Below are 19,585 nucleotides of genomic sequence, written 5' to 3'. Positions count from 1 at the left end.
GGACCGGGGCGCAGCGCCCCGCGCCCCTGATCGTGCAACGTCCCCGCGCGCTCTGACGCCTACCTCCTGCCTACGCGCAGCACAGCTTCAGCACAGGGCGTCAGCGAACAGTTCTGGGCATGAACCATTCGCCCGCGCCGGCGGCGCTGTCCGCGGCTCACCCCGCCCCTCCAGGAACGGAAAGGGACGGCACCACCACCAAGCTGGTCGAGGTGGTCGTCCCCGTCTACAACGAAGAGCACGTCCTCGCGCACAGCATCCGTACGCTGCACGGCTATCTGCGCGAGACCTTCCCCTACCGCTTCCGCCTCACCATCGCGGACAACGCCAGCACCGACCGCACCCGGCAGGTCGCCGAGGACCTCGCCGCCTCGCTCGCGGAGGTACGCGTCGTCCATCTGGACCAGAAGGGGCGCGGCCGTGCCCTGCGTCACGTCTGGGGGAGCAGCGACGCCGACGTCGTCAGCTACATGGACGTCGACCTCTCCACCGGGCTGGAGGCCTTCCTCCCGCTGGTCGCGCCGCTGCTGTCCGGGCACAGCGACCTGGCCATCGGGTCGCGGCTGCACCGCGGTTCCGCCGTCGTCCGGGGGCCGAAGCGGGAGATCATCTCGCGGACCTACAACCTGCTCCTCCGGGCCACCCTCGCGGCCAAGTTCTCCGACGCGCAGTGCGGCTTCAAGGCCGCCCGCACCGAGGTCGTGCAGGCACTGCTGGCCGAGGTCGAGGACGAGACCTGGTTCTTCGACACCGAACTGCTGCTGCTCGCGGAGCGCAGTGGCCTGCGGATCCACGAGGTGCCGGTGGACTGGATCGACGACCCGGACAGTCGCGTCGACATCGTGCGGACCGTCAAGGACGACCTCAAGGGCATGTGGCGGGTGGGCAGGAAGGCCCTCTCCGGGGCCACCCGGCTGCCCGTCCCGCCGCGCGTCAGCCGGGCCCAGCTGCCGACCGGGATGCGGTGGCAGCTCTCCAGCTTCGCGGTGATCGGGGTGCTCAGCACCCTCGCGTACCTGGTGCTCTACCTGGCGCTGCGGCAGGCAGCCCCGGCCGAACTGGCCAACGCCGTCGCGCTGTTCGTGACCGCCATCGCCAACACCGCGGCCAACCGGCGCTTCACCTTCGGGGTGACCGGCTCCCGTGACGGGCTGCGGCACCAGGTCGAGGGCGGGATCGCCTTCCTGATCGGGCTGGTGCTGAGCACGCTCGCGCTCGCGCTGGCCGGGGCGGTCGCGCCGCACGCGTCGCACCTGGTGGAGCTGGCCTGGCTGGTGGCGGCGAACGCGCTGGCCACGGTGGTGCGCTTCGTGCTGCTGCGCGCCTGGGTGTTCCACCCGCGTCGAGCCGCCCGGCAGGCCCGTGCCGCCGAACTGAACACGATCGAGCAGGAGTTGCACCGTTGAGCGCCTACGTCCAAGCCCCGTCGGCCGGTGCCGCCGCGCGGCCGTCCGCATCCCGCCGTTCCCGCCGTTCCCGTCGTTCCCGCTCGGCCCGCTGGGTCCGGCCCGCCTACTGGGGCAGCCTGCTGCTCGCGGCGCTGGTCTACTGCTACGGCCTGGGGACCAATGGGAACGCCAACTCCTACTACGCGGCAGCCGTGCTGAGTGGCACCAAGAGCTGGTCCGCGATGTTCTACGGCTCGTTGGACGCGGGCAACTACATCACCGTCGACAAGCCGCCGTTCGCGCTCTGGCTGATGGAGGTCTCCTGCCGGGTCTTCGGCTTCGGCAGCTGGCAGATGCTGCTGCCGATCGCCGCCTGCGGCATCGCCTCCGTGGCCGTGCTGTACAGCGCGGTACGGCGCAGCTTCGGGCCCACGGCGGCGACGGTCGCTGCCGTGGTGCTGGCGATCACGCCGATCACCGTGGCGATCAACCGGGACAACAACCCTGATCCGGTGCTGGTGCTGCTCACCGTCTCGGCGGCCTGGTTCTGCCTGGAGGCGATCCGGCGCGGCACGCTGCGGCATCTGCTGATCAGCGCCGTGCTGGTCGGGTTCGCCTTCAACACCAAGATGCTGCAGGCCTACATCGTGCTGCCGGCGTTCTTCCTCGCCTATGTCTGGGCCGCCCCGGGCGGCGTGTGGCGGCGGGTGCGCAACCTGCTGGTCGCGGGCGTCGCGCTGGTGGTGTCGAGCGGCTGGTGGATGGTGATCGTCGACTCGACCAAGAACCACCCGTTCATCGGCTCCAGTTCGGACGGCACGGTGTGGAACCTGGTCATCGGCTACAACGGGCTGGAGCGGGTGCTGGGCGCGAGCGGCGCGTCCGCTGCGGGCGGTTCGACGTCCGGTGCTGGTGGCGGCAGCGGCGGGGGAGCGGTCGCGGGTGGCGCCAACTTCGGCGGGACCTCGGGCGCGGGGCGACTGTTCAACGACATCCTCGGCGGGCAGATCTCCTGGCTGATCCCCTTCGCGGTGATCGCGCTGGTCGGCGCACTGGTGCTGCGTGGCCGACGCCGCCGGACCGACATGCAGCGGGTGTCGCTGCTGCTGTGGGGCGGCTGGCTGCTGACGCACTACGTCGTCTTCAGCTTCGCCTCGGGGACCTTCCACCCGTACTACACGACGATGCTGGCCCCGGCGATCGCGGCGCTGACCGGCGCGGGCGGGACCATGCTGTTCCGCGCGCTGCGTTCCCCGTCGCGGAAGCCGGTCTGGGCGGCGGTGCTGCCGGCCGCGGTCGTGGTGTCGGCGGTCTGGGCGGCGGTTCTGCTGCGGCGGACGACGTCGTTCGCGCCGTGGCTCTGGCCGACGGTCGCGGTGTTGGCAGCGGCCGCTGTGGTGGCGCTGCTGGTCGCCCGCTTCGGCGTGAGCGCGGCACTGGTCGCGGTGCGCGGACGCCTGCTCGCCGTGGGCGCGCTGACGGCGGCGCTCGCCCTGCTGGCCGGTCCCGCCGCGTATGCGGCGGACACCGCCACGGCGGGCGCGATCCAGGGCGTCAACCCGACGGCCGGTCCGACCACGGCGGGCGGCTTCGGCGGGATGCCGGGCGGTGGTCGCGGCGTCGGCGGCGCGGAGGGCCGCGCAGGTTTCCGGGGCGAGCTGCCGGGCGGTAGCGGTGGCGCGCCCAGTGGTACCGGGCAGGGCGGGTTCCCCGGCGGCCTGGCCGGGGGCGAACAGCCGGGCATGTCCGGGGGCGGCGGCTTCGGTGGCATCGGCGGCTCTGGCAGCTCTGGCGGCTCGTTCGGTGAGGGTTCCGCTCGAAGCGGGACGCATGCGGGCCTTGGCGGCGCGGCTGGTTTCGGCGGCGGAGCGGGCGGTCCCGGCGGAGTTGTGAGCTCGGCGCTCCTTTCTTACCTGGAGCGGAACCAGGGCGGCGCGACGTGGCTGGTCGCCGTCTCCAGCGCGCAGACCGCGGCGGACATGATCCTGCAGTCCGGGGGCAGGCCCGTGATCGGCATGGGCGGCTTCACCGGCTCCGACCCGGCGATGCCCCTCACCAAGCTGAAGTCGTACATCGCCTCCGGCAAGCTGCGCTACGTCCTGCTCGACAGTGCAAGCGGCGGTTTCGGCGGCGGCATGGGCGGACCGGGCGGCGGCCAGGCCAACAGCGCGGCCACGGCCTACGTGAAGTCGACCTGCACGGTCGTGCCCGCCTCCGCCTACGGCGCGGGCAGCAGCACGAGCAGCAAGACCACGGCGACCACGGCCACGTCGGGCCAGACGCTCTACGAGTGCACCAAGGGCTAGTAACAGGTCCTGGCTGTGCCGGTCGCTCGATCCCTCCGCCTCACAGCGGGTCCGCGGTGCTCCGCTGGACCCGCTGTGAGGCGCGCGGGCGCAGGCGACGGAGCTCGGCGTCGCGCAGTCCGGGTCGTCGGCTGTCGACGGCCGCCGTCACCGCGCAGAGCGTGAACCCGGCCAGGAACCAGCCGGCCAGCACGTCGCTGGGCCAGTGCACGCCGAGGCCGATGCGGGTCCAGCTGACCAGCAGCACCGACCCGCCCGCCACAGTCGCGGCGAGCACCCGCGCGGAAGATCGTCGAAGCCTGGGCCAGGCGATCGCGAGCAGCAGCGGCAGGATCGTCGCCGCCGTCATCGCGTGCCCGGACGGGAACGCCCAGTCGGTGGCGACCGCCACGGGATGCGGCAGCGCCGGGCGGGGGCGCGCCACGGCCTCCTTGACGCCCACCTCCAGGGCCGCCTGAACCACTCCACAGGCCGTCGCCCAGACGGCGGCGATCCGCGCGCCGCGCCACCAGAGCCAGACCACCACCACGGCCAGCAGCACCCGCAGCACCGTCGGCTCCAGGACGGCGCTGATCGTCCGCATCGAGCCGGTCCAGGCGGCCTGGCGCAGGGCGGCGTTGTGCAGGTGCTGGTCGACGGCGAGGTCGAACCGGAGCAGCGGCTGCCAGGGCGCCTCGACGAGGGCCAGCATGGTGCCGAAGAGCAGCAGGAACGCTGCCGCGCCCGCCCACAGGCGCCATTCCCGCACGTCAGGCTCCCTCTGCTCGGCTCTCGTCGGCATCTCTCAAGGGCCCGATCCGTCACCGAGTCGGTGACCACATTTCGTCGCGCGGGGAACCAGGGCCAGGCGGACAATCGTCCCAGAGAGTGATAGAACCGGACGTCCGCCCCACCGTAACCGGGCGACGACGCTGCGTCGATGATCGGGAATAACCCGCCAGCATACTGCGACCGGCGAAGAAAAACACCACTTCGGGAATGATTCTTCGGAACTCGTCGTTGAGCCGTTACGTAAGCAGTTCCCAGGTACGGGCCAGCCAGGCCCGTCACGTCCCCGAGGGAGTACGTATGGCCACCCGTGCCGTCGTCCGCGGCAAGGCCGATCGGACCCGCTCCGTGCGGCCCACCGCAGGTGAGGCCGACCGCGACCTCGTCGGTATGTACCTGGACGAGATCGCCCGGACCCCGCTGCTGGACGCGGAGCAGGAGGTTCAGCTGTCCACCCGGATCGAGGCCGGCGTCTTCGCCGAGCACCTCCTCGAAGCGGGGCAGACGGTCGGTGACGCCACCGAGGACGAGCTGCGTGCGATATCCGCGGACGGGCAGCGGGCGAAGGACATCTTCATCCGGTCCAACCTGCGCCTGGTCGTCGCCGTCGCCCGTCGTTACCCGCGCAGCGGGTTGCCGCTGCTGGACCTGATCCAGGAGGGCAACGCCGGGCTCGTCCGTGCCGTCGAGAAGTTCGACTTCGGCAAGGGCTTCAAGTTCTCCACCTACGCGACCTGGTGGATCCGTCAGGCGATCACCCGGTCGATCGCCGACCAGTCGCGCACCATTCGCCTCCCCGTCCACCTGGTCGAGGAGCTGGGCCGGATCCGTCGCGTCCAGCGCGAGAAGTCCAAGGAGCTCGGGCGCGACGCCGAGCTCGCCGAGGTCGCGGCCGAGCTGGACACCACCGAGGACCGGATCAAGGACGTCCTGGACTGGGCACGCGACCCGGTCAGCCTCAACATGACCGTCGACGACGACGGTGAGACCCAGTTCGGCGACCTGGTCGAGGACACCGGCGCGGAGTCCCCCGAGGACGCCGTCATGGTGATGATGCGTCGTGAGGAGCTCGAGCGCCTGATCGACCGGCTGGACGACCGCACCGCCTCGATCATCCGCTCCCGCTACGGCATCGAGGACGGCCGCGAGCGGACGCTCACCGAGGTGGGCAAGCAGCACGGCCTGACCCGTGAGCGCATCCGCCAGATCGAGAAGCACGCGCTCGCCGAGCTCCGCAAGATCGCCGACCACGCGGGCTTCGAGGCCGCGTGACACGTGTAAGACCGCGTCAGCGGTCGGGCGACGCCGAGCCCCCGCCAAGAGCCCCCGTTTCACCCCAGGTGGAGCGGGGGCTCTTGGCATCCCGTGCCGCCTACCCTGGAGGGATGAGCGGCAGGGATGACGAGCAGAGCAAGGCCAGGCGGAGGATCGTCTTCGACGACCCGGTCAGCGGGCGCGGCAAGGACGACACCGACTCGGGCTGGGGCGAGGAGCGCAGCGAGGGCGCTCAGCGTCGGGACCTGGACTGGTACCTGCGCGAGACCCCGCCGCACCACGGGGACAAGTAGTCCGGCGTGCGGCCGGCTCAGCTGTGCTGCGCCGGTGGCATGGCGGGCGGCGGCTCGGCTGCGACCTGCGGGAACGCACCCGTCTGAGCATGGGCGCGCGTTCCGGCGGCCGCTGCTGATTCACCCGATCCGGGAGGCTGTCGCAACGATCCGACGGCGAGCGTCGTCGCCGCGACGAGCAGCCCGGCGGCGACAGGACCCGGCCGTCGCCGCACCGGCCCGGGCAGCCGATGCCGCCCGCGTCCCGCGCGGATGGGCGGGAAGGCGGCGATGCAGTAGGTGGGCGGGATCGAAAGGGACATGCTGGCCTCCTCCGGAGCAGGTTCTTCGCTACGGGGACAACGCTGCCGCGAGGCGGGGACCAGAACCAGGAGGGGCTGCACAGCCTGTGGACAACTCCGGGCTGTGGAGAACTTCTCCTCAAAAGGGTGAGCTGCATGACGTAGGGGCGAGGCCCCTGTCATGCAGCTGCAGCTCTGCCGAGCTCAGGCCGCCGAGCCGGAGGAGCCGGACGAGGAAGCGCTGGAGGACGAGCCCGAGGAGCTCGTGGAGGAGCTCGACGAGGAGGACGACGAACCCGAGGAGCTCGACGAACCCGAGGAGCCCGACGCCGAGCCCGCGGAGGTGATGCTGCTGCTGGACGACGAGCGGCTGTCGGTCCGGTAGAAGCCGGATCCCTTGAAGACCACGCCCACCGCCGAGAAGATCTTGCGCAGCTTGCCGCCGCACTCGGGGCACTCGGTCAGCGCGGCGTCGCTGAACTTCTGCACGGCCTCGAGACCGTTGCCGCACTGGGTGCACTGGTACTGGTACGTCGGCACTTGTTTCCTCCTGGCACTCTAAGGCTATGAGTGCTAACGATCCTCAATGATGCGGCATTCCGGGTGGAGAAGTCCACTGATCGGGGATGTGAGCCTGGGTACTCCACCTCGCCCCGGCCGCCCTCCGGGGCGGCTCGCGGCCTCAGTACTCGGTGCGGGTGCCGCTGAGCCAGCCGGCCAGTTTGCCGCCCTGGTCGACCGCGCGGATCCGCCGCTCGGCCCGGTCGCGGACCTGGTCGGTGGCCACCACCAGTAGGTCGTCGCCGTGCCGCAGCAGCGTGGTCGGGCCGGGGACGAAGCTCTCGCCGCCGCGCACGATCAGGGTCACCGCCGCTCCCTTCGGCAACCGCAGCTCGCTGATCTCGACGCCCGCGAGACGTGACTCGGGCCCGACCGAGACGGAGAGGAGATGGCCGTGGAGTCGCTCCAGCGGGGCCGATTCGACCTCCAGGTCGTCGGCGTGGGCGGAGTCGGAGATCCGCAGGCCGCGTGCCAGCCACGGCAGGGTCGGGCCCTGGAGCAGGGTGAAGACCACCACCAGCAGGAAGACCGTGTTGAACAGCTGGTCCGCCCCGGGCACCTTGTGCACCACCGGGATGGTGGCCAGCACGATCGGCACCGCGCCGCGCAGCCCGGCCCAGCTCAGCAGCACCTGCTCACGCCAGGTGATCCGGAACGGCGTCAGGGTCAGCAGGACCGAGGCCGGGCGGGCGGCCAGCACCAGCACCAGACCGACCACCAACGCGGGGACGATCGCGTCGGCCATGGTGTGCGGGTTCACCAGCAGCCCCAGCATCACGAACATGCTGATCTGCGCGATCCAGGCCAGGCCCTCGGCGAAGCCGCGGGTGGCCGGGCCGTGGGGGAGCCTGGCGTTGCCGAGCAGCAGAGCGCAGATGTAGGTGGCGAGGAAGCCGGAACCGTCCAGCAGCGCGCCGCCCGCGTAGGCGAGGATCGTCAGGGCGACGACCGCGATCGGGTAGAGGCCCGAGGAGGGCAGCGCGACATGGCGCAGCGTCAGCGCGCCCAGCCGGCCCACCACCAGGCCGACCACGACCCCGATGGCGAGCTCCGCGATCACGGTGCCGGTGAGCACGTACCAGGAGTCGATCGGCCCGGCGGTGGCGAACGCGACGACCAGGATCACCACGGGGGCGTCGTTGAACCCGGACTCGGCCTCCAGCAGTCCGCTCAGCCGGGACGGGAGCGGGACGCGGCGCAGCACCGAGAAGACCGCCGCCGCGTCGGTCGACGAGACGACCGCGCCGAGCAGGAGTGAGACGCGCCAGTCCGCCCCGGTGAGCAGGTGCGCGCCTACCGCGACGACACCGACGCTGATCGCGGTGCCGATCGTGGCGAGCACGGCGGCGGCCGGGACCGAGGGTTTGATGTCGGACCACCAGGTGCCGAGGCCGCCCTCGGCGAGGATCACCACCAGTGCGGCGTAGCCCAGGACCTGGGTGAGCTCGGCGTTGTCGAAGGTGATGCTGCCGATGCCGTCATGGCCGAGCAGGACGCCGATGCCGAGGTAGAGGAGCAGGCTGGGGAGCCCGCTGCGGGAGGAGAGCCGGACCGCGGCCACGGCCACCAGCAACACCAGGGAGAACAGCAGGAGGAGCAGATCGAGCCGGTGGACGGACACGCAGGGGCACCTCGCGCGCTGGGCCTGCCGCTTCCCGTAGGGAAGCGGGGGTTCACAGCAGAATCGTTGCTTCCACTTGTCTGGAGCAAGATTTTACCGATCTGACGGCGCATTCACCGCGCGGTCCAAAGGGTGGTCACCAGCGCGGACACGATGTCCGGCGGCGGTCGGGTACCGCTCCGGCGCTGTTCGAGCAGGCCCCGGACAGGCAGCGGCCCAGCAGCCGTCGGAGACCCGCTCCGCCCGCGGCGCGACCGCCGCGCGTCATGGGTTCCGCTTCGGGTGTTAGCGTCAGCACCGCCGCTCTGCGCGGTACGCCGCGGTAAAGTCACTGCCCCTCACAAGGACCCTGATGCCCCGCTCCTCCCGTCCCAAGCGCCCCAAGAAGTCGCGTCGCCTTCGTTTCATGGTGGTGCTGGTCGTGCTGCTGCTCGTCGGCGGCGTCGCCTTCGGCGGCTGGTACGGCGTGCGCCAGGTGCGCGCGTCGCTGCCGCAGACCACCGGCACGATCCACCTCCAGGGCGTCACCGGCCCGGTCCAGGTGATTCGTGACTCCTCGGGCATCCCGCAGATCTACGCGTCCAGCCCCGAGGACCTGTTCATGGCCCAGGGCTACGTGCAGGCGCAGGACCGGTTCTGGCAGATGGACGTGGACCGTCACATCACCAGCGGGACGCTCTCGTCCATGTTCGGCTCGGGACAGCTGCAGACCGACGCCTTCATCCGGACCATGGACTGGCAGGGCGTCGCGCAGCAGGAGTTGCAGAGCCAGCTCTCGCAGACCACCAAGGACTACCTGACCGCCTACACCGACGGCGTCAACGCGTGGCTCAAGCAGCACCCGGGCGGGGCGGGGGCGTCGCTGGAGTACGCGCTGCTCGGCGTCGCCCACAGCGGCTACAAGCCCGCGCCGTGGACGCCGGTGGACTCGGTCTCCTGGTTGACGGCGATGGCCTGGGACCTGAGCGGCAACATGCAGCAGGAGATCGACCGTTCGCTGCTGTCGGGGACCTTCAACACGCAGGAGATCTCGCAGCTCTACCCGTCGTACCCCTACACCACCAACGGCACGATCCTGAAGACCGGTGAGGTCTCCAAGGACGGCACCTACGTTCCGGCCGAGGGCGCCCGGACGGCGCCGGTGGTCTCCGACGGCTCCGGCTCGTCGAGCTCCTCCAGTTCTTCCAGTTCGTCGGGGTCTCCGAACACGTCGGGCTCGTCGAGCAAGTCCGGCGGCGCGACCAACGCCTCGTACCAGACGGCCGGTGGCAGTTCCGCGGCGCAGGGCGCGCAGACGGCCGCGCAGGCGCTGGCGAACAACCTCTCCGTGCTGCCGACCATGCTCGGTCGCCCGGGCGCGGCCGGGATCGGGTCCAACTCCTGGGTGGTCGACGGCGCGCACACCACGACCGGCAAGCCGCTGCTGGCCAACGACCCGCACCTGTCGCCGCAGATGCCGTCCATCTGGTACCAGATGGGCCTGCACTGCACGACCGTCAGCGCGCAGTGCCCGTTCGACGTCACCGGCTTCACCTTCCCCGGCATGCCCGGCGTGATCATCGGCCACAACCAGAGCGTCTCCTGGGGCTTCACCAACGTCGGCACCGATGTCCAGGACCTCTACCTGGAGCAGGTCAACAGCGACGGCACCTACCTCTACGACGGCAAGAACCTCCCGCTGGTGACCCGTCAGGTGAGCATCCCGGTGGCCGGCAGCTCGCCGCAGACGATCACCATCCGCTCCACGCAGGACGGCATGCCGATCATCTCCGACCACAGCACGCAGGAGCAGAGCGTCGGTGTCAGCGCGCCCGTCGACGGTGCCGCGCCCCCGCGCGGCGGCGGCTACGCGATCGCGCTCAAGTGGACCGCGCTGACGCCGAACAAGACCATGGACGCGGTCTTCGAGCTCGACAAGGCGCAGAACTTCGGCGAGTTCCGCGGCGCGGCCAAGGACTTCTCGGTGCCCGCGCAGAACCTGATCTACGCGGACACCAAGGGCGACATCGGCTACCAGATGCCGGGTCAGGTCCCGATCCGGCCGAAGATCGCCGGTGACGACGGCACCTACCCGCAGCCCGGCTGGGACTCGCGCTACAAGTGGACCGGCCAGTACGTGCCGTTCGACGCGCTGCCGTGGGTGGAGAACCCGCCCGAGGGCTACATCGTGACGGCCAACCAGGCCGCGGTGGACCCGAACTACCCGTACCTGATCACCAACGACTGGGACTACGGCACCCGCGCCAAGCAGATCGACACGCTGATCCAGGGCAAGCTCAACGGCGGCGGCAAGATCTCGCCGGACGACATGGCCTCGATCCAGCAGGACGACACCAGCGTCTTCGCCAAGTCCCTGGTCCCGTACCTGCTCAACGTGAAGCTGACCGGCTCGTACTACACCCAGGCCCAGGACCTGCTGCGCGGTTGGAACTTCCAGCAGGACGCGGGCTCGGCTGCGGCGGCCTACTACAACGCGGTCTGGTCGAACCTGCTGCACCTGGCCTTCGACGAGAAGTTCCCGGCGTCCGTGCGTTCCACTACCGACTGCATCATGGTGGTGCCCGCCAGCCAGCAGGGGCTGCCCGCGGACGACGTCAACGGCACCCCGCAGCGCGTCCGCACCTGCGGACTGCGCGACGACGCGACCGCCCAGCCGGACGGCAACGACCAGTGGACCACCGTGGTTGGCGCGGTGCTGGACCAGCCGAACAGCGAGTGGTGGAACTGGACCGACGCCACCGGCAAGCAGTACTCCGGCCGGGACAGCCTGCTGGCCCAGGCGATGGTCGACGCCCGCAAGCAGCTGACCTCCCTGATGGGCAAGGACATCAGCACCTGGAGCTGGGGTCGGATCCACACCCTGGAGCTGCAGGAGCGCACCCTCGGCTCGGACGACTCGAACATCGCCTCGGGCGCGGTCCACTGGCTGCTCAACCGCGGCCCCTACGAGCTGAGCGGCGGCAGCGCGGCGGTCGACGCGTCCAGCTGGGACGCGGCCAACGGCTTCACCGTGGACGAGGCCCCGTCGATGCGCATGATCGTCGACCTGTCCGACTTCGACGCCTCCCAGTGGATCAACATCGGCGGCGCGTCCGGGCACGCGTTCAGCGCGAACTACGACGACCAGATGCAGCTGTGGGCCAACGGCCAGATGCTGACCTGGGCCTACAGCAAGCAGCAGGTCCAGGCGGCGGGCAAGGCCACACTCACGCTCGAACCCTGAGAGGGAGTCAGGCGGTTCGGCCGCCGACGTCGAACACGACCGTCCGGGCGGGCGTCACCACGGCGTCCACCGGGCGGTCGTGTGCTTCCGTCGGCAGACCGGGCAGCAGCTCGGCGTCGAAGAGCAGGGTGACCAACCGGGCCGCCGAGCCGGCCGAGGCGAGCCGGGCCAGCACCCGGTCGTAGCTGCCGCCGCCGCGCCCGAGCCGCAGTCCCGTCGCCGGGTCGACGGCCAGGCCCGGCAGCAGCACCAGGTCGGCGGCGGCGACGGCGCCCACGCCGAGCCGCGGGCCGGTCGGCTCCAGCAGCCCGAGCCGGGCCGGGGCCAGACCCTCCGCGCCCTGGTAGACCGCCCAGTCCAGGTCGTTGTCCGGCAGCAGCACCGGCAGCAGCACCCGCACGCCCCGCGCGCGCAGCGCGTCGAGCAGCGGACGGGTACCGGGCTCGGAGCCCATCGAGACGTAGCAGGCGACCGTCGCGGCCTGCGTCTCCGCTGCGAACGCCAGTGCCCTTGCCGCCAGGGTGTCCGCAGCCGCGTCCCGCTCGACGGGTGACATTGCGGCGCGTGCGGCGAGCAGGCGTGACCTCAGGGGCTTCTTGTCGTTATCCATCAGATGGGACGGCCTTCCGTCTCGTCGGTGCTTTCGGCTCGTCGGTGCTTTCGGCGGAGGGACGACCATGCTGCCCGTCCTCGCGGACATCCTCGCCGTTGTCTGCCTTCCCGCGCTGCTCGCGGCCTGGCTGTTCGGGCGCGGTCGGGCGCGTGCCCAGGCGGTGCTCGCCGTCCGGAGCGAGGAGCTCGCCGCGCTCCGCACCGGCCGCGCCGAGCTGGAGCGCACCTCCTGCATGGACCCGTTGACCGGGGTCTGGAACTACCGCTACCTCCAGCTGGCGCTGGACCGGGAGATCGCCCGCTGCAAACGCCGTTCCGGCGAGCGCGTCCTCGCGGTCCTGCTGCTGGAGATCGAGGGCTTCGGCGACATCCGCCGCGAGCACGGCTACCAGCGGGCCGGCGCGGTGCTGCGCGACCTGGCCCAGCGGCTGGCGATGGAGGTGCGCGAGGAGGACGTCTTCGGCCGCTACGGCGGCGAGGAGTTCCTGGTGCTGCTCCCGGAGACGGACGAGCAGGGGGCCATGACCGTGGCCGACCGGCTGTCCTGGACGGTGCGGCGGCATCCGCTGGCGCTGCCCTCGGTCCCGGTCCACCAAAACGAGTGTGGAAGTCTCCCCGGGAACGGTCTGTCGGCCCGGGTCGGCATCGGCCTGCTGCCCAGGGACGGTTCGCATGCAGCGCTGTTGCTCAGGGCCGCTGACAAGTCTTTGACAGGGGAGAGATATCTGACGGACACAGTCCGGCAGCTAAAGTCGTCCGTATGACGAAAGCTCGTACGCGCCAGATCACCAAGGCGGTCATCCCCGCGGCAGGTCTCGGCACCCGCTTCCTGCCGGCCACCAAGGCGACTCCGAAGGAGATGCTGCCGGTGGTCGACAAGCCCGCGATCCAGTACGTCGTGGAGGAAGCGGCGTCGGCCGGGCTGACCGATGTGCTGATGATCACCGGGCGGAACAAGCGTCCGCTGGAGGACCACTTCGACCGGGCCTACGAGCTGGAGGAGCAGCTCGCGCGCAAGGGCGACCAGGCCAAGCTGGACCGCGTCCGCGAGTCCAGCGAGCTGGCCACCATGCACTACGTGCGGCAGGGCGACCCCAAGGGCCTGGGCCACGCGGTGCTCTGCGCGGAGCCGCACGTCGCGGACCAGCCGTTCGCGGTGCTGCTCGGCGACGACCTGATCGACCCGCGCGACCCGCTGCTGTCCAAGATGATCGACGTCCAGCGCGAGCTCGGCGGCAGCGTCGTGGCGCTGATCGAGGTCGACCCGGCGCTGGCCCACCTCTACGGCTGCGCCTCGATCCGTCCGGCGGAGTGGCACGGCTCACTCGGCGGCGACGAGGACATCGTCCGGATCACCGACCTGGTCGAGAAGCCCGCCCCCGGCGAGGCCCCGAGCAACTACGCCGTCATCGGCCGCTACGTGCTCGACCCGTCCGTCTTCGACGTGCTGCGCGACACGCCGCCCGGCAAGAACGGTGAGATCCAGCTCACCGACGCGCTCCGGGTCCTGTCCCAGCGCACGCCGGGCCGCGGCGGTCCGGTGCACGGCGTGATCTTCCGTGGTCGCCGCTACGACACCGGTGACAAGGGCGACTACCTGCGCGCCATCGTCCGGCTCGCCTGCGAGCGCGAGGACCTCGGTCCGGAGTTCCGCGCCTGGCTCAAGGAGTTCGTCGGCAGCGGCGAGCTGGACGGCAAGAGCGGCGGCGTCGAGCTCTGAGTCCGAGCGTGTCCTGGCCCGGGTCTGTGCCGTGAGCACGGCGCCCGGGCCGACGCGTGTCCGACGTGCCTCCGACGCGCGTCCGGCGGTCGGACGGTCCGGGGGTTGTCGGTGGCGACGAGTAGTGTCGACTGCGTCACATGGCCCGGCTGCGCGCCGGGCCCGCAGCACCGAACCGCAGCACCGAACCGCACCGCCACGGGGGAGCGCACCATGACCGACCACCAGCACCACGGCCACGACCAGGGGCATGCGCACGGCCGTGCGCACGACCACGGCCTCGGTCAGGACGGTGGTGCCGGGCTCGCGGAGGACCCGTGCGCGGCCGAGGCGGCGCCGGGCGCGGAGAAGTCCGGCGGCGGGCGGCTGTGGACGGTCGACGAGCACCTCGCCGACATCCTGGCGGCCGTCGCCCGGGTCGCGCCGCTGCCGCCGCTGGAGCTGCAGCTGCTGGAGGCCCAGGGCTGCCTGACCGTCGACGAGCTGGTCTCCGGCGTCGCGCTGCCGCCCTTCGACAACAGCTCGATGGACGGCTACGCCGTGCGCGTCGCCGACCTTGAGGGGGCGACCAAGGACTACCCCTCCGTGCTGGCTGTCGTCGGCGATGTCGCGGCGGGCGCCGCCGCGCTGCCGGTGATCGGTCCGGGCCAGTGCGCGCGGATCATGACGGGCGCGCCGATCCCGCCCGGCGCCGAGGCCGTCGTGCCGGTCGAGTGGACCGACGCGGGCACCGGCTCCGACAAGGCCGCCACCACCATGGCCCCGCAGGGCGGCGAGCCGGTCGCCTCCGGCGGCGAGGTGCGGATCTTCCAGCCGGTCGAGTCCGGCGCGTTCGTCCGACGACGCGGTGACGACATCGCCGAGGGCCAGTCGCTGCTCCCGGCCGGCACCCGCCTCGGTCCGACGCAGATCGGCCTGCTCGCGGCAATCGGCCGGGACACGGTCCGGGTGCGCCCGCGTCCGCGTGTCGTGGTCCTCTCCACCGGCAGCGAGTTGGTCCAGCCGGGCTCGCGCGTCGGCCCCGGCCAGATCAGCGACTCCAACAGCTTCGCGCTGACCGCCGCCGCCCGGGACGCCGGAGCGATCGCGTACCGGGTGGGCGGCGTCCCTGACGACGCCGAGAAGCTGCGCGAGGTCATCGACGACCAGCTGATCCGCGCGGACCTCATCGTCACCAGCGGCGGCGTCAGCGTCGGCGCGTACGACGTGGTCAAGGAGGCGCTGGGGGAGCAGGTCTCCTTCCGCAAGCTGCGGATGCAGCCCGGGAAGCCGCAGGGCTTCGGCGTGCTGGAGGGCTCCGGCGGCCCGGTGCCGATCCTGGCCCTGCCCGGCAACCCGGTCAGCGCCTACCTCTCCTTCGAGCTCTTCGTCCGCCCGGCGATCCGGGCGATGCTGGGCGCGCCGGACATCCACCGGCCGGTGGTCACCGCACGGCTCACCGAGGGCCTCGGCTCGCCCACGGGTCGACGCCAGTTCGCGCGCGGCTCGTACGACCCGGTCGCGGGCACGGTGACGCCCGTCGGTGGCGCGGGCTCCCACCTGCTCGGCGCGCTCGCGCACGCCAACGCGCTGATCGTGGTCCCCGAGGACGCGACGTCCGTCGCGTCCGGCGCGGAGGTCGAGACCGTGCTGCTGGACTGACGGGCCCCGCCCTCCCGCTGGGGCACCCCCACTGATCCGACGATGCGGCGTTCCGTGGTCTCAGCGATACTCTGACGCCGCACCCGCCCGTCGCGATCGCAGGAGCACACAGTGACCACCAGCAATCCCGTCCCGTCAGGGTCCGGCCTGACCCATGTCGACGCATCGGGTGCGGCCAGGATGGTCGACGTGTCCGAGAAGGCCACCACGGCGCGCACCGCGCGGGCCACCGGTCGCGTCGCGGTCTCGTCCACGGTCGTGGAGCTGCTCCGCGGTGAGGGTGTGCCCAAGGGCGACGCGCTCTCGGTCGCCCGGATCGCCGGGATCATGGGCGCCAAGCGGACGCCCGACCTGATCCCGCTCTGCCATCCGATCGCCGTCTCCGGCGTCACGGTGGAGCTGGAGGTCGCCGACGACGCCGTCGAGATCACGGCCACCGTGCGCACCGCCGACCGCACCGGCGTCGAGATGGAGGCGTTGACCGCCGTCGCCGTCGCCGGGCTGACAGTGATCGACATGGTCAAGGCCGTCGACAAGGGCGCCCGGATCGAGGCGGTCCAGGTCGAGCAGAAGACCGGTGGCAAGAGCGGCGACTGGCGCCGCGAGGAGCTGGTCGACGGCCGGATCGCAGACGGGGGCACCGACGCGGGCGCGGGCGAGAGTGCTTCGGGGGAGCAGGAGGTGACGTCATGACAGAGCAGCACCCGATCAAGGCCTTTGTGCTGACCGTCTCCAACCGCGCGTTTGCGGGCGTCTACGAGGACCGCGGCGGTCCGCTGATCGCGTCCGGGCTGGCCGGGCTCGGCTGCCGCGTGGTCGGCCCGGTGGTCGTCCCCGACGGTGACCCGGTCCTGATCGCCCTGCGCAAGGCGGTCGCCGACGGCTACGACGTCGTGGTGACCACGGGCGGCACGGGTCTGACGCCGCTGGACCTGACTCCGGAGATGACCGCGCAGGTCATCACCCGTCCAGTGCCCGGCATCGCCGAGGCGATCCGCGCCTACGGGCGGGAGAACGGCGTGCCGACGGCGGCGCTCTCGTGCGGGCTCTCCGGCCTGGCCGGAAGCACGCTGATCGTCAACCTTCCCGGCTCGCCCGGCGGCGTCAAGGACGGCCTGGCCGTGCTGGGCCCGCTGCTGGTCCACGCTGTCGACCAGATCGCCGGCGGTGACCACGCCCCGCACGGCGGCGCGCCGACCGCCGTCCCCTCGGCGCAGGAGCACGACAGGCAGGGGAACGGCAAGCAGGATCGCGGCGAGCGCGAGCACGACAGGCAGGAGCACGGCAGAGGAGGCCCGCACTGAACGCCTTCTGGCCGGTGGAACTGCAGGACGGGCCGATCGGGCTGCGTCCCATCCGCATGCGCGACCAGCGCTCCTGGCAGGAGGTCAGTCGACGCAACCGCGACTGGCTGCGCCGCTGGGAGGCCACCGTTCCGCCGACCCGCGCCGGACAGCCACCCGCGCTGCGCCCGACGTACCGTCAGATGGTGCGCTTCCTGCGCGGGGAGGCCCAGGCCGGGCGGATGCTGCCGTTCGTGGTCACCTACCAGGGCCGCCTGGTAGGGCAGTTGACCGTCGGTGGAATCACCTGGGGGTCGATGTGCTCGGCTAATATCGGCTACTGGATCGACGAGGCATATGCCGGTCGCGGCATCATCCCCACGGTGGTCGCGCTTTCCGTGGACCATTGCTTCGAGGCCATGGGGCTGCACCGCATCGAGGTGTGCATCCGGCCGGAGAACATCCCGAGCCGCCGTGTGGTCGAGAAGCTGGGCTTCCGCGAGGAGGGCCTGCGCCCGCGCTACCTGCACATCGACGGCGGCTGGCGGGACCACCTGGTCTACGCCCTCACCGTCGACGAGGTGCCCGAGGGAATGCTGGCACGTTGGCACCGGATTGAGAGTCACCATCCACATAAATAGGTCGATATGAAGAAGATTCAGCGACACACCGGTCGAAATAGCCGCCGGGCCGTCCCTCACGCCCGTACGGTGTGAAGCGTGAGCAGTAGCGGCCTCATTTACGCGGTCATTGTTGGGGCCTGGGCCGCGTATCTGGTCCCCATGTGGCTCCGCCGGCAGGACGAGCTCAACGAGGCGCGTCCGACGGAACGGTTCAGCACGGCCATCAGGCTGCTGTCGGGTCGCGCAGCGATGGAGCGGAAGATCTCCCGCCAGCTGGAGGAGACCCAGGCGCTCACCCCGCCCGCCGACCTCCTGGCCCAGCCGCCCGCGCCGCGCGGCGCGGAGGCCACCGCGCGCCCTGCGGCCATGCTTCCCACGCCTCCCGCGCCCGTCGCCGCTGCCACCGCCGCCGCCCCGGCGGGCGGCACCGCGTCGCGTCGGCGTGCGGCGCTGCTGGCGCGGCGTCGGCGCATGGTGATGGTGCTCTTCGCGGCGTTCACGATCGGCATGGTCCTGGCGGCGGTCGGCGGCGTCGCGCTGCTCTGGATCCCGGCGGTCCCGGCGGTGCTCTTCTCCCTCTACATCGCACAGATGCGTCGGCAGGAGCATCGCCGCTACGAGGTGAAGCTCGACCACCGTCTCGCTGCCGAGGCGGCCCAGCGCGTCCGCCAGCAGGCGGCCTCCCGCCGCGTGCAGGAGGCCCGCGTGCAGCACGCCCGCGGGCAGGAGGCGGAGACGATGGCGCATCCGCCGCCGTCCGCGCGGGCTGCGGCCGCTCCGGGCGAGGTGACCACGTCCGGCACGGGTTCGCTTGCTGCCTCGGCCGGCGCCGCTGCGGGAGCAGGTCAGGCGGCGACACCCGAGCCGTGGGCGGACGACGACCGGCCCGAGCACGCCTCGCCGTCGACGGGACGTCCGGGCGACGACGCCTGGAACCCGGTCCCGGTCCCGCTGCCCACCTACGTCACGGCCCCGGTCGCCCCGCGCGCCACCCTGGGCCTCGACCTCTCCGCGCCGGACACCTACTCCTCCGCCCGCGCACCCCGCCCCTCGGCCCAGCCCCCGGCCCCGCGCCGCCGCCCGGTCCAGCCCCCGGCCACCCCGCTCTTCGACCAGTACGCCGACGACGCCCCGCGCGCCGCCAACGAGTAGCCCGGTCACGAGTACCCCTCCGGACCTGCTAGAGTTTCTTCTCGTTGGGGCTGTGGCGCAGTCCGGTAGCGCACCTCGTTCGCATCGAGGGGGTCAGGGGTTCGAATCCCCTCAGCTCCACCCAACAGAGGCCCGGTCGGTTTATCCGACCGGGCCTCTGGCGTTGGAGCGGGCGGCGCGCTTGGTACGGGTGTGGCGTGGGTCACCGCCGCCACCAGGGATCTCGTCGCGCTACCATTTCTGATGCTCAGTCAGATGACTCGTGGATGCGGGTCAGCAGCATCATCAGCTGCTGGCGTTCGGTGGGGGAGAGTGGCGACAGTAGTTCGGCGTTGGCCTGTTCGGCCAGGGTGGCGCAGCGTTCCAGTGTGCGGGTGCCCTGCGGTGTGACCGTGACCGCGTTCTTGCGCCGGTCGCGCGGATCGGGTGAGCGGAGCAGGAGTCCGGCGTCCTCCAGGTGGTTGAGGAGGAGGACCACGTCCTTGGCGTCGATGCCCAGGCGGCGGACGAGGTCCGCCTGCGCCACCGGTCCGTACTCGGAGACCGCGGCGAGTACCGCGTGGTGCGGGAGTTTCAGGCCCTCTGTGGCGATCGCCTCGGCGACCAGGCTCCGGCCGCGAGCCGCGACGCGACCGGCGAGCCAGCTGGGCAGGGACTGGATGTGCTGCAGGGCGTGCAGCGGCTCGGGGGCGGTCATGGGTGCAGGATATCCGGAGACCGTTGGACATCCCAATGAATCCCGCCTAGTGATCTGGTTCTGAGATGCGCGTGCAGTAGCGGCAGATGCGGTCGAGGATCTGGTCGGCGGTCTTGGTCCAGCGGAAGGGCTGAGCGGACT

General features: G+C 71.5%; 17 protein-coding genes, 1 tRNA gene and 1 pseudogene. 13 read left to right on the top strand and 6 right to left on the bottom strand.

The genetic code is table 11. The features are described 5' to 3' along the window. Positions 1-119 precede the first annotated feature (119 nt). Positions 120-1,406 (top strand): glycosyltransferase, encoded by a 1,287-nt coding sequence (locus tag ABH940_RS22600; RefSeq protein ID WP_370061611.1) that lies wholly within the window; start codon positions 120-122, stop codon positions 1,404-1,406. Then, entirely contained in the window at positions 1,403-3,694 is a 2,292-nt protein-coding gene (locus ABH940_RS22595; RefSeq protein WP_370106059.1) for an ArnT family glycosyltransferase, read from the top strand. Before ABH940_RS22600 ends, ABH940_RS22595 begins: the two co-directional genes overlap by 4 nt. 40 nt (positions 3,695-3,734) lie before the next feature. On the opposite strand, the gene ABH940_RS22590 is transcribed toward ABH940_RS22595, so the two are convergent. Then, positions 3,735-4,442: a phosphatase PAP2 family protein gene (locus ABH940_RS22590; RefSeq protein ID WP_370061607.1), complete on the bottom strand. Its 708-nt coding sequence runs from the start codon at positions 4,440-4,442 to the stop codon at positions 3,735-3,737. Between the two features lie 320 nt (positions 4,443-4,762). Between ABH940_RS22590 and ABH940_RS22585 the strand changes: the two genes are divergently transcribed. Continuing rightward, positions 4,763-5,734 carry a sigma-70 family RNA polymerase sigma factor gene (locus ABH940_RS22585; protein WP_370061605.1) on the top strand — a complete coding sequence of 324 codons (972 nt, stop codon included), beginning with the start codon at positions 4,763-4,765 and terminating at the stop codon, positions 5,732-5,734. 113 nt (positions 5,735-5,847) lie between these two features. Continuing rightward, complete coding sequence (locus ABH940_RS22580) at positions 5,848-6,030, top strand: hypothetical protein (protein ID WP_370061603.1); 183 nt, start codon at positions 5,848-5,850, stop codon at positions 6,028-6,030. 17 nt (positions 6,031-6,047) lie between these two features. Here ABH940_RS22580 and ABH940_RS22575 read toward each other — a convergent pair whose 3' ends face one another. From ABH940_RS22575 to ABH940_RS22565, 3 genes are all read right to left on the bottom strand, one after another. After that, on the bottom strand, positions 6,048-6,332 hold the full coding sequence (locus tag ABH940_RS22575; protein WP_370061601.1) for a hypothetical protein: 285 nt from the start codon (positions 6,330-6,332) through the stop codon (positions 6,048-6,050). Between the two features lie 183 nt (positions 6,333-6,515). Further along, positions 6,516-6,851 carry an FmdB family zinc ribbon protein gene (locus tag ABH940_RS22570; protein ID WP_370061599.1) on the bottom strand — a complete coding sequence of 112 codons (336 nt, stop codon included), beginning with the start codon at positions 6,849-6,851 and terminating at the stop codon, positions 6,516-6,518. A gap of 142 nt (positions 6,852-6,993) precedes the next feature. After that, positions 6,994-8,493 carry a potassium/proton antiporter gene (locus ABH940_RS22565; RefSeq protein ID WP_370106058.1) on the bottom strand — a complete coding sequence of 500 codons (1,500 nt, stop codon included), beginning with the start codon at positions 8,491-8,493 and terminating at the stop codon, positions 6,994-6,996. Between the two features lie 352 nt (positions 8,494-8,845). Between ABH940_RS22565 and ABH940_RS22560 the strand changes: the two genes are divergently transcribed. After that, positions 8,846-11,716, top strand: coding sequence for a penicillin acylase family protein (locus tag ABH940_RS22560; RefSeq protein ID WP_370061595.1), 2,871 nt, complete (start codon positions 8,846-8,848; stop codon positions 11,714-11,716). Between the two features lie 7 nt (positions 11,717-11,723). On the opposite strand, the gene ABH940_RS22555 is transcribed toward ABH940_RS22560, so the two are convergent. Beyond that, entirely contained in the window at positions 11,724-12,326 is a 603-nt protein-coding gene (locus ABH940_RS22555) for a 5-formyltetrahydrofolate cyclo-ligase (protein WP_370106057.1), read from the bottom strand. A gap of 67 nt (positions 12,327-12,393) precedes the next feature. On the opposite strand from ABH940_RS22555, the gene ABH940_RS22550 reads away from it, so the two are divergent. From ABH940_RS22550 to ABH940_RS22515, 8 genes and pseudogenes are all read left to right on the top strand, one after another. After that, positions 12,394-13,092, top strand: coding sequence for a GGDEF domain-containing protein (locus tag ABH940_RS22550; protein ID WP_370061591.1), 699 nt, complete (start codon positions 12,394-12,396; stop codon positions 13,090-13,092). After that, positions 13,089-14,048, top strand: a complete 960-nt coding sequence (locus ABH940_RS22545) for a UTP--glucose-1-phosphate uridylyltransferase (protein ID WP_370061589.1) — start codon at positions 13,089-13,091, stop codon at positions 14,046-14,048. Before ABH940_RS22550 ends, ABH940_RS22545 begins: the two co-directional genes overlap by 4 nt. 213 nt (positions 14,049-14,261) lie before the next feature. After that, positions 14,262-15,689: a gephyrin-like molybdotransferase Glp gene (glp, locus tag ABH940_RS22540; protein ID WP_370106056.1), complete on the top strand. Its 1,428-nt coding sequence runs from the start codon at positions 14,262-14,264 to the stop codon at positions 15,687-15,689. A gap of 180 nt (positions 15,690-15,869) precedes the next feature. Continuing rightward, positions 15,870-16,292, top strand: a pseudogene (moaC, locus tag ABH940_RS22535) (cyclic pyranopterin monophosphate synthase MoaC); the annotation flags it as partial. An 86-nt stretch (positions 16,293-16,378) separates the two neighbouring features. After that, a complete protein-coding gene (locus ABH940_RS22530) occupies positions 16,379-16,993 on the top strand; it encodes a molybdenum cofactor biosynthesis protein B (RefSeq protein ID WP_370106055.1) in 615 nt (204 codons plus the stop codon). Further along, complete coding sequence (locus ABH940_RS22525; RefSeq protein ID WP_370061893.1) at positions 16,990-17,613, top strand: GNAT family N-acetyltransferase; 624 nt, start codon at positions 16,990-16,992, stop codon at positions 17,611-17,613. Before ABH940_RS22530 ends, ABH940_RS22525 begins: the two co-directional genes overlap by 4 nt. Before the next feature lie 78 nt (positions 17,614-17,691). After that, positions 17,692-18,747 (top strand): hypothetical protein, encoded by a 1,056-nt coding sequence (locus ABH940_RS22520; protein WP_370106053.1) that lies wholly within the window; start codon positions 17,692-17,694, stop codon positions 18,745-18,747. A gap of 46 nt (positions 18,748-18,793) precedes the next feature. Then, positions 18,794-18,867: transfer RNA gene (locus tag ABH940_RS22515), tRNA-Ala, on the top strand. Positions 18,868-18,994: 127 nt separating this feature from the next. Here ABH940_RS22515 and ABH940_RS22510 read toward each other — a convergent pair. Continuing rightward, entirely contained in the window at positions 18,995-19,444 is a 450-nt protein-coding gene (locus ABH940_RS22510) for a MarR family winged helix-turn-helix transcriptional regulator (protein WP_370061581.1), read from the bottom strand. Positions 19,445-19,585 lie beyond the last annotated feature (141 nt).

This window comes from Streptacidiphilus sp. BW17, assembly GCF_041262485.1.
Lineage (GTDB): Bacteria > Actinomycetota > Actinomycetes > Streptomycetales > Streptomycetaceae > Streptacidiphilus.
Note: the sequence above shows the minus strand (reverse complement) of the source record. Positions and strands in the feature narration are given on the sequence as shown.

What these genes read in the sequence shown, in the direction of transcription:
- ABH940_RS22600 (WP_370061611.1), top strand. Translation starts at nt 120, where the DNA reads ATGAACCATTCGCCCGCGCCGGCGGCGCTGTCCGCGGCTCACCCCGCC.
- ABH940_RS22585 (WP_370061605.1), top strand. Translation starts at nt 4,763, where the DNA reads ATGGCCACCCGTGCCGTCGTCCGCGGCAAGGCCGATCGGACCCGCTCC.
- ABH940_RS22580 (WP_370061603.1), top strand. Translation starts at nt 5,848, where the DNA reads ATGAGCGGCAGGGATGACGAGCAGAGCAAGGCCAGGCGGAGGATCGTC.
- ABH940_RS22575 (WP_370061601.1), bottom strand. Translation starts at nt 6,332, where the DNA reads ATGTCCCTTTCGATCCCGCCCACCTACTGCATCGCCGCCTTCCCGCCC.
- ABH940_RS22560 (WP_370061595.1), top strand. Translation starts at nt 8,846, where the DNA reads ATGCCCCGCTCCTCCCGTCCCAAGCGCCCCAAGAAGTCGCGTCGCCTT.
- ABH940_RS22555 (WP_370106057.1), bottom strand. Translation starts at nt 12,326, where the DNA reads ATGGATAACGACAAGAAGCCCCTGAGGTCACGCCTGCTCGCCGCACGC.
- ABH940_RS22550 (WP_370061591.1), top strand. Translation starts at nt 12,394, where the DNA reads ATGCTGCCCGTCCTCGCGGACATCCTCGCCGTTGTCTGCCTTCCCGCG.
- ABH940_RS22545 (WP_370061589.1), top strand. Translation starts at nt 13,089, where the DNA reads ATGACGAAAGCTCGTACGCGCCAGATCACCAAGGCGGTCATCCCCGCG.
- glp (WP_370106056.1), top strand. Translation starts at nt 14,262, where the DNA reads ATGACCGACCACCAGCACCACGGCCACGACCAGGGGCATGCGCACGGC.
- ABH940_RS22530 (WP_370106055.1), top strand. Translation starts at nt 16,379, where the DNA reads ATGACAGAGCAGCACCCGATCAAGGCCTTTGTGCTGACCGTCTCCAAC.
- ABH940_RS22510 (WP_370061581.1), bottom strand. Translation starts at nt 19,444, where the DNA reads ATGACCGCCCCCGAGCCGCTGCACGCCCTGCAGCACATCCAGTCCCTG.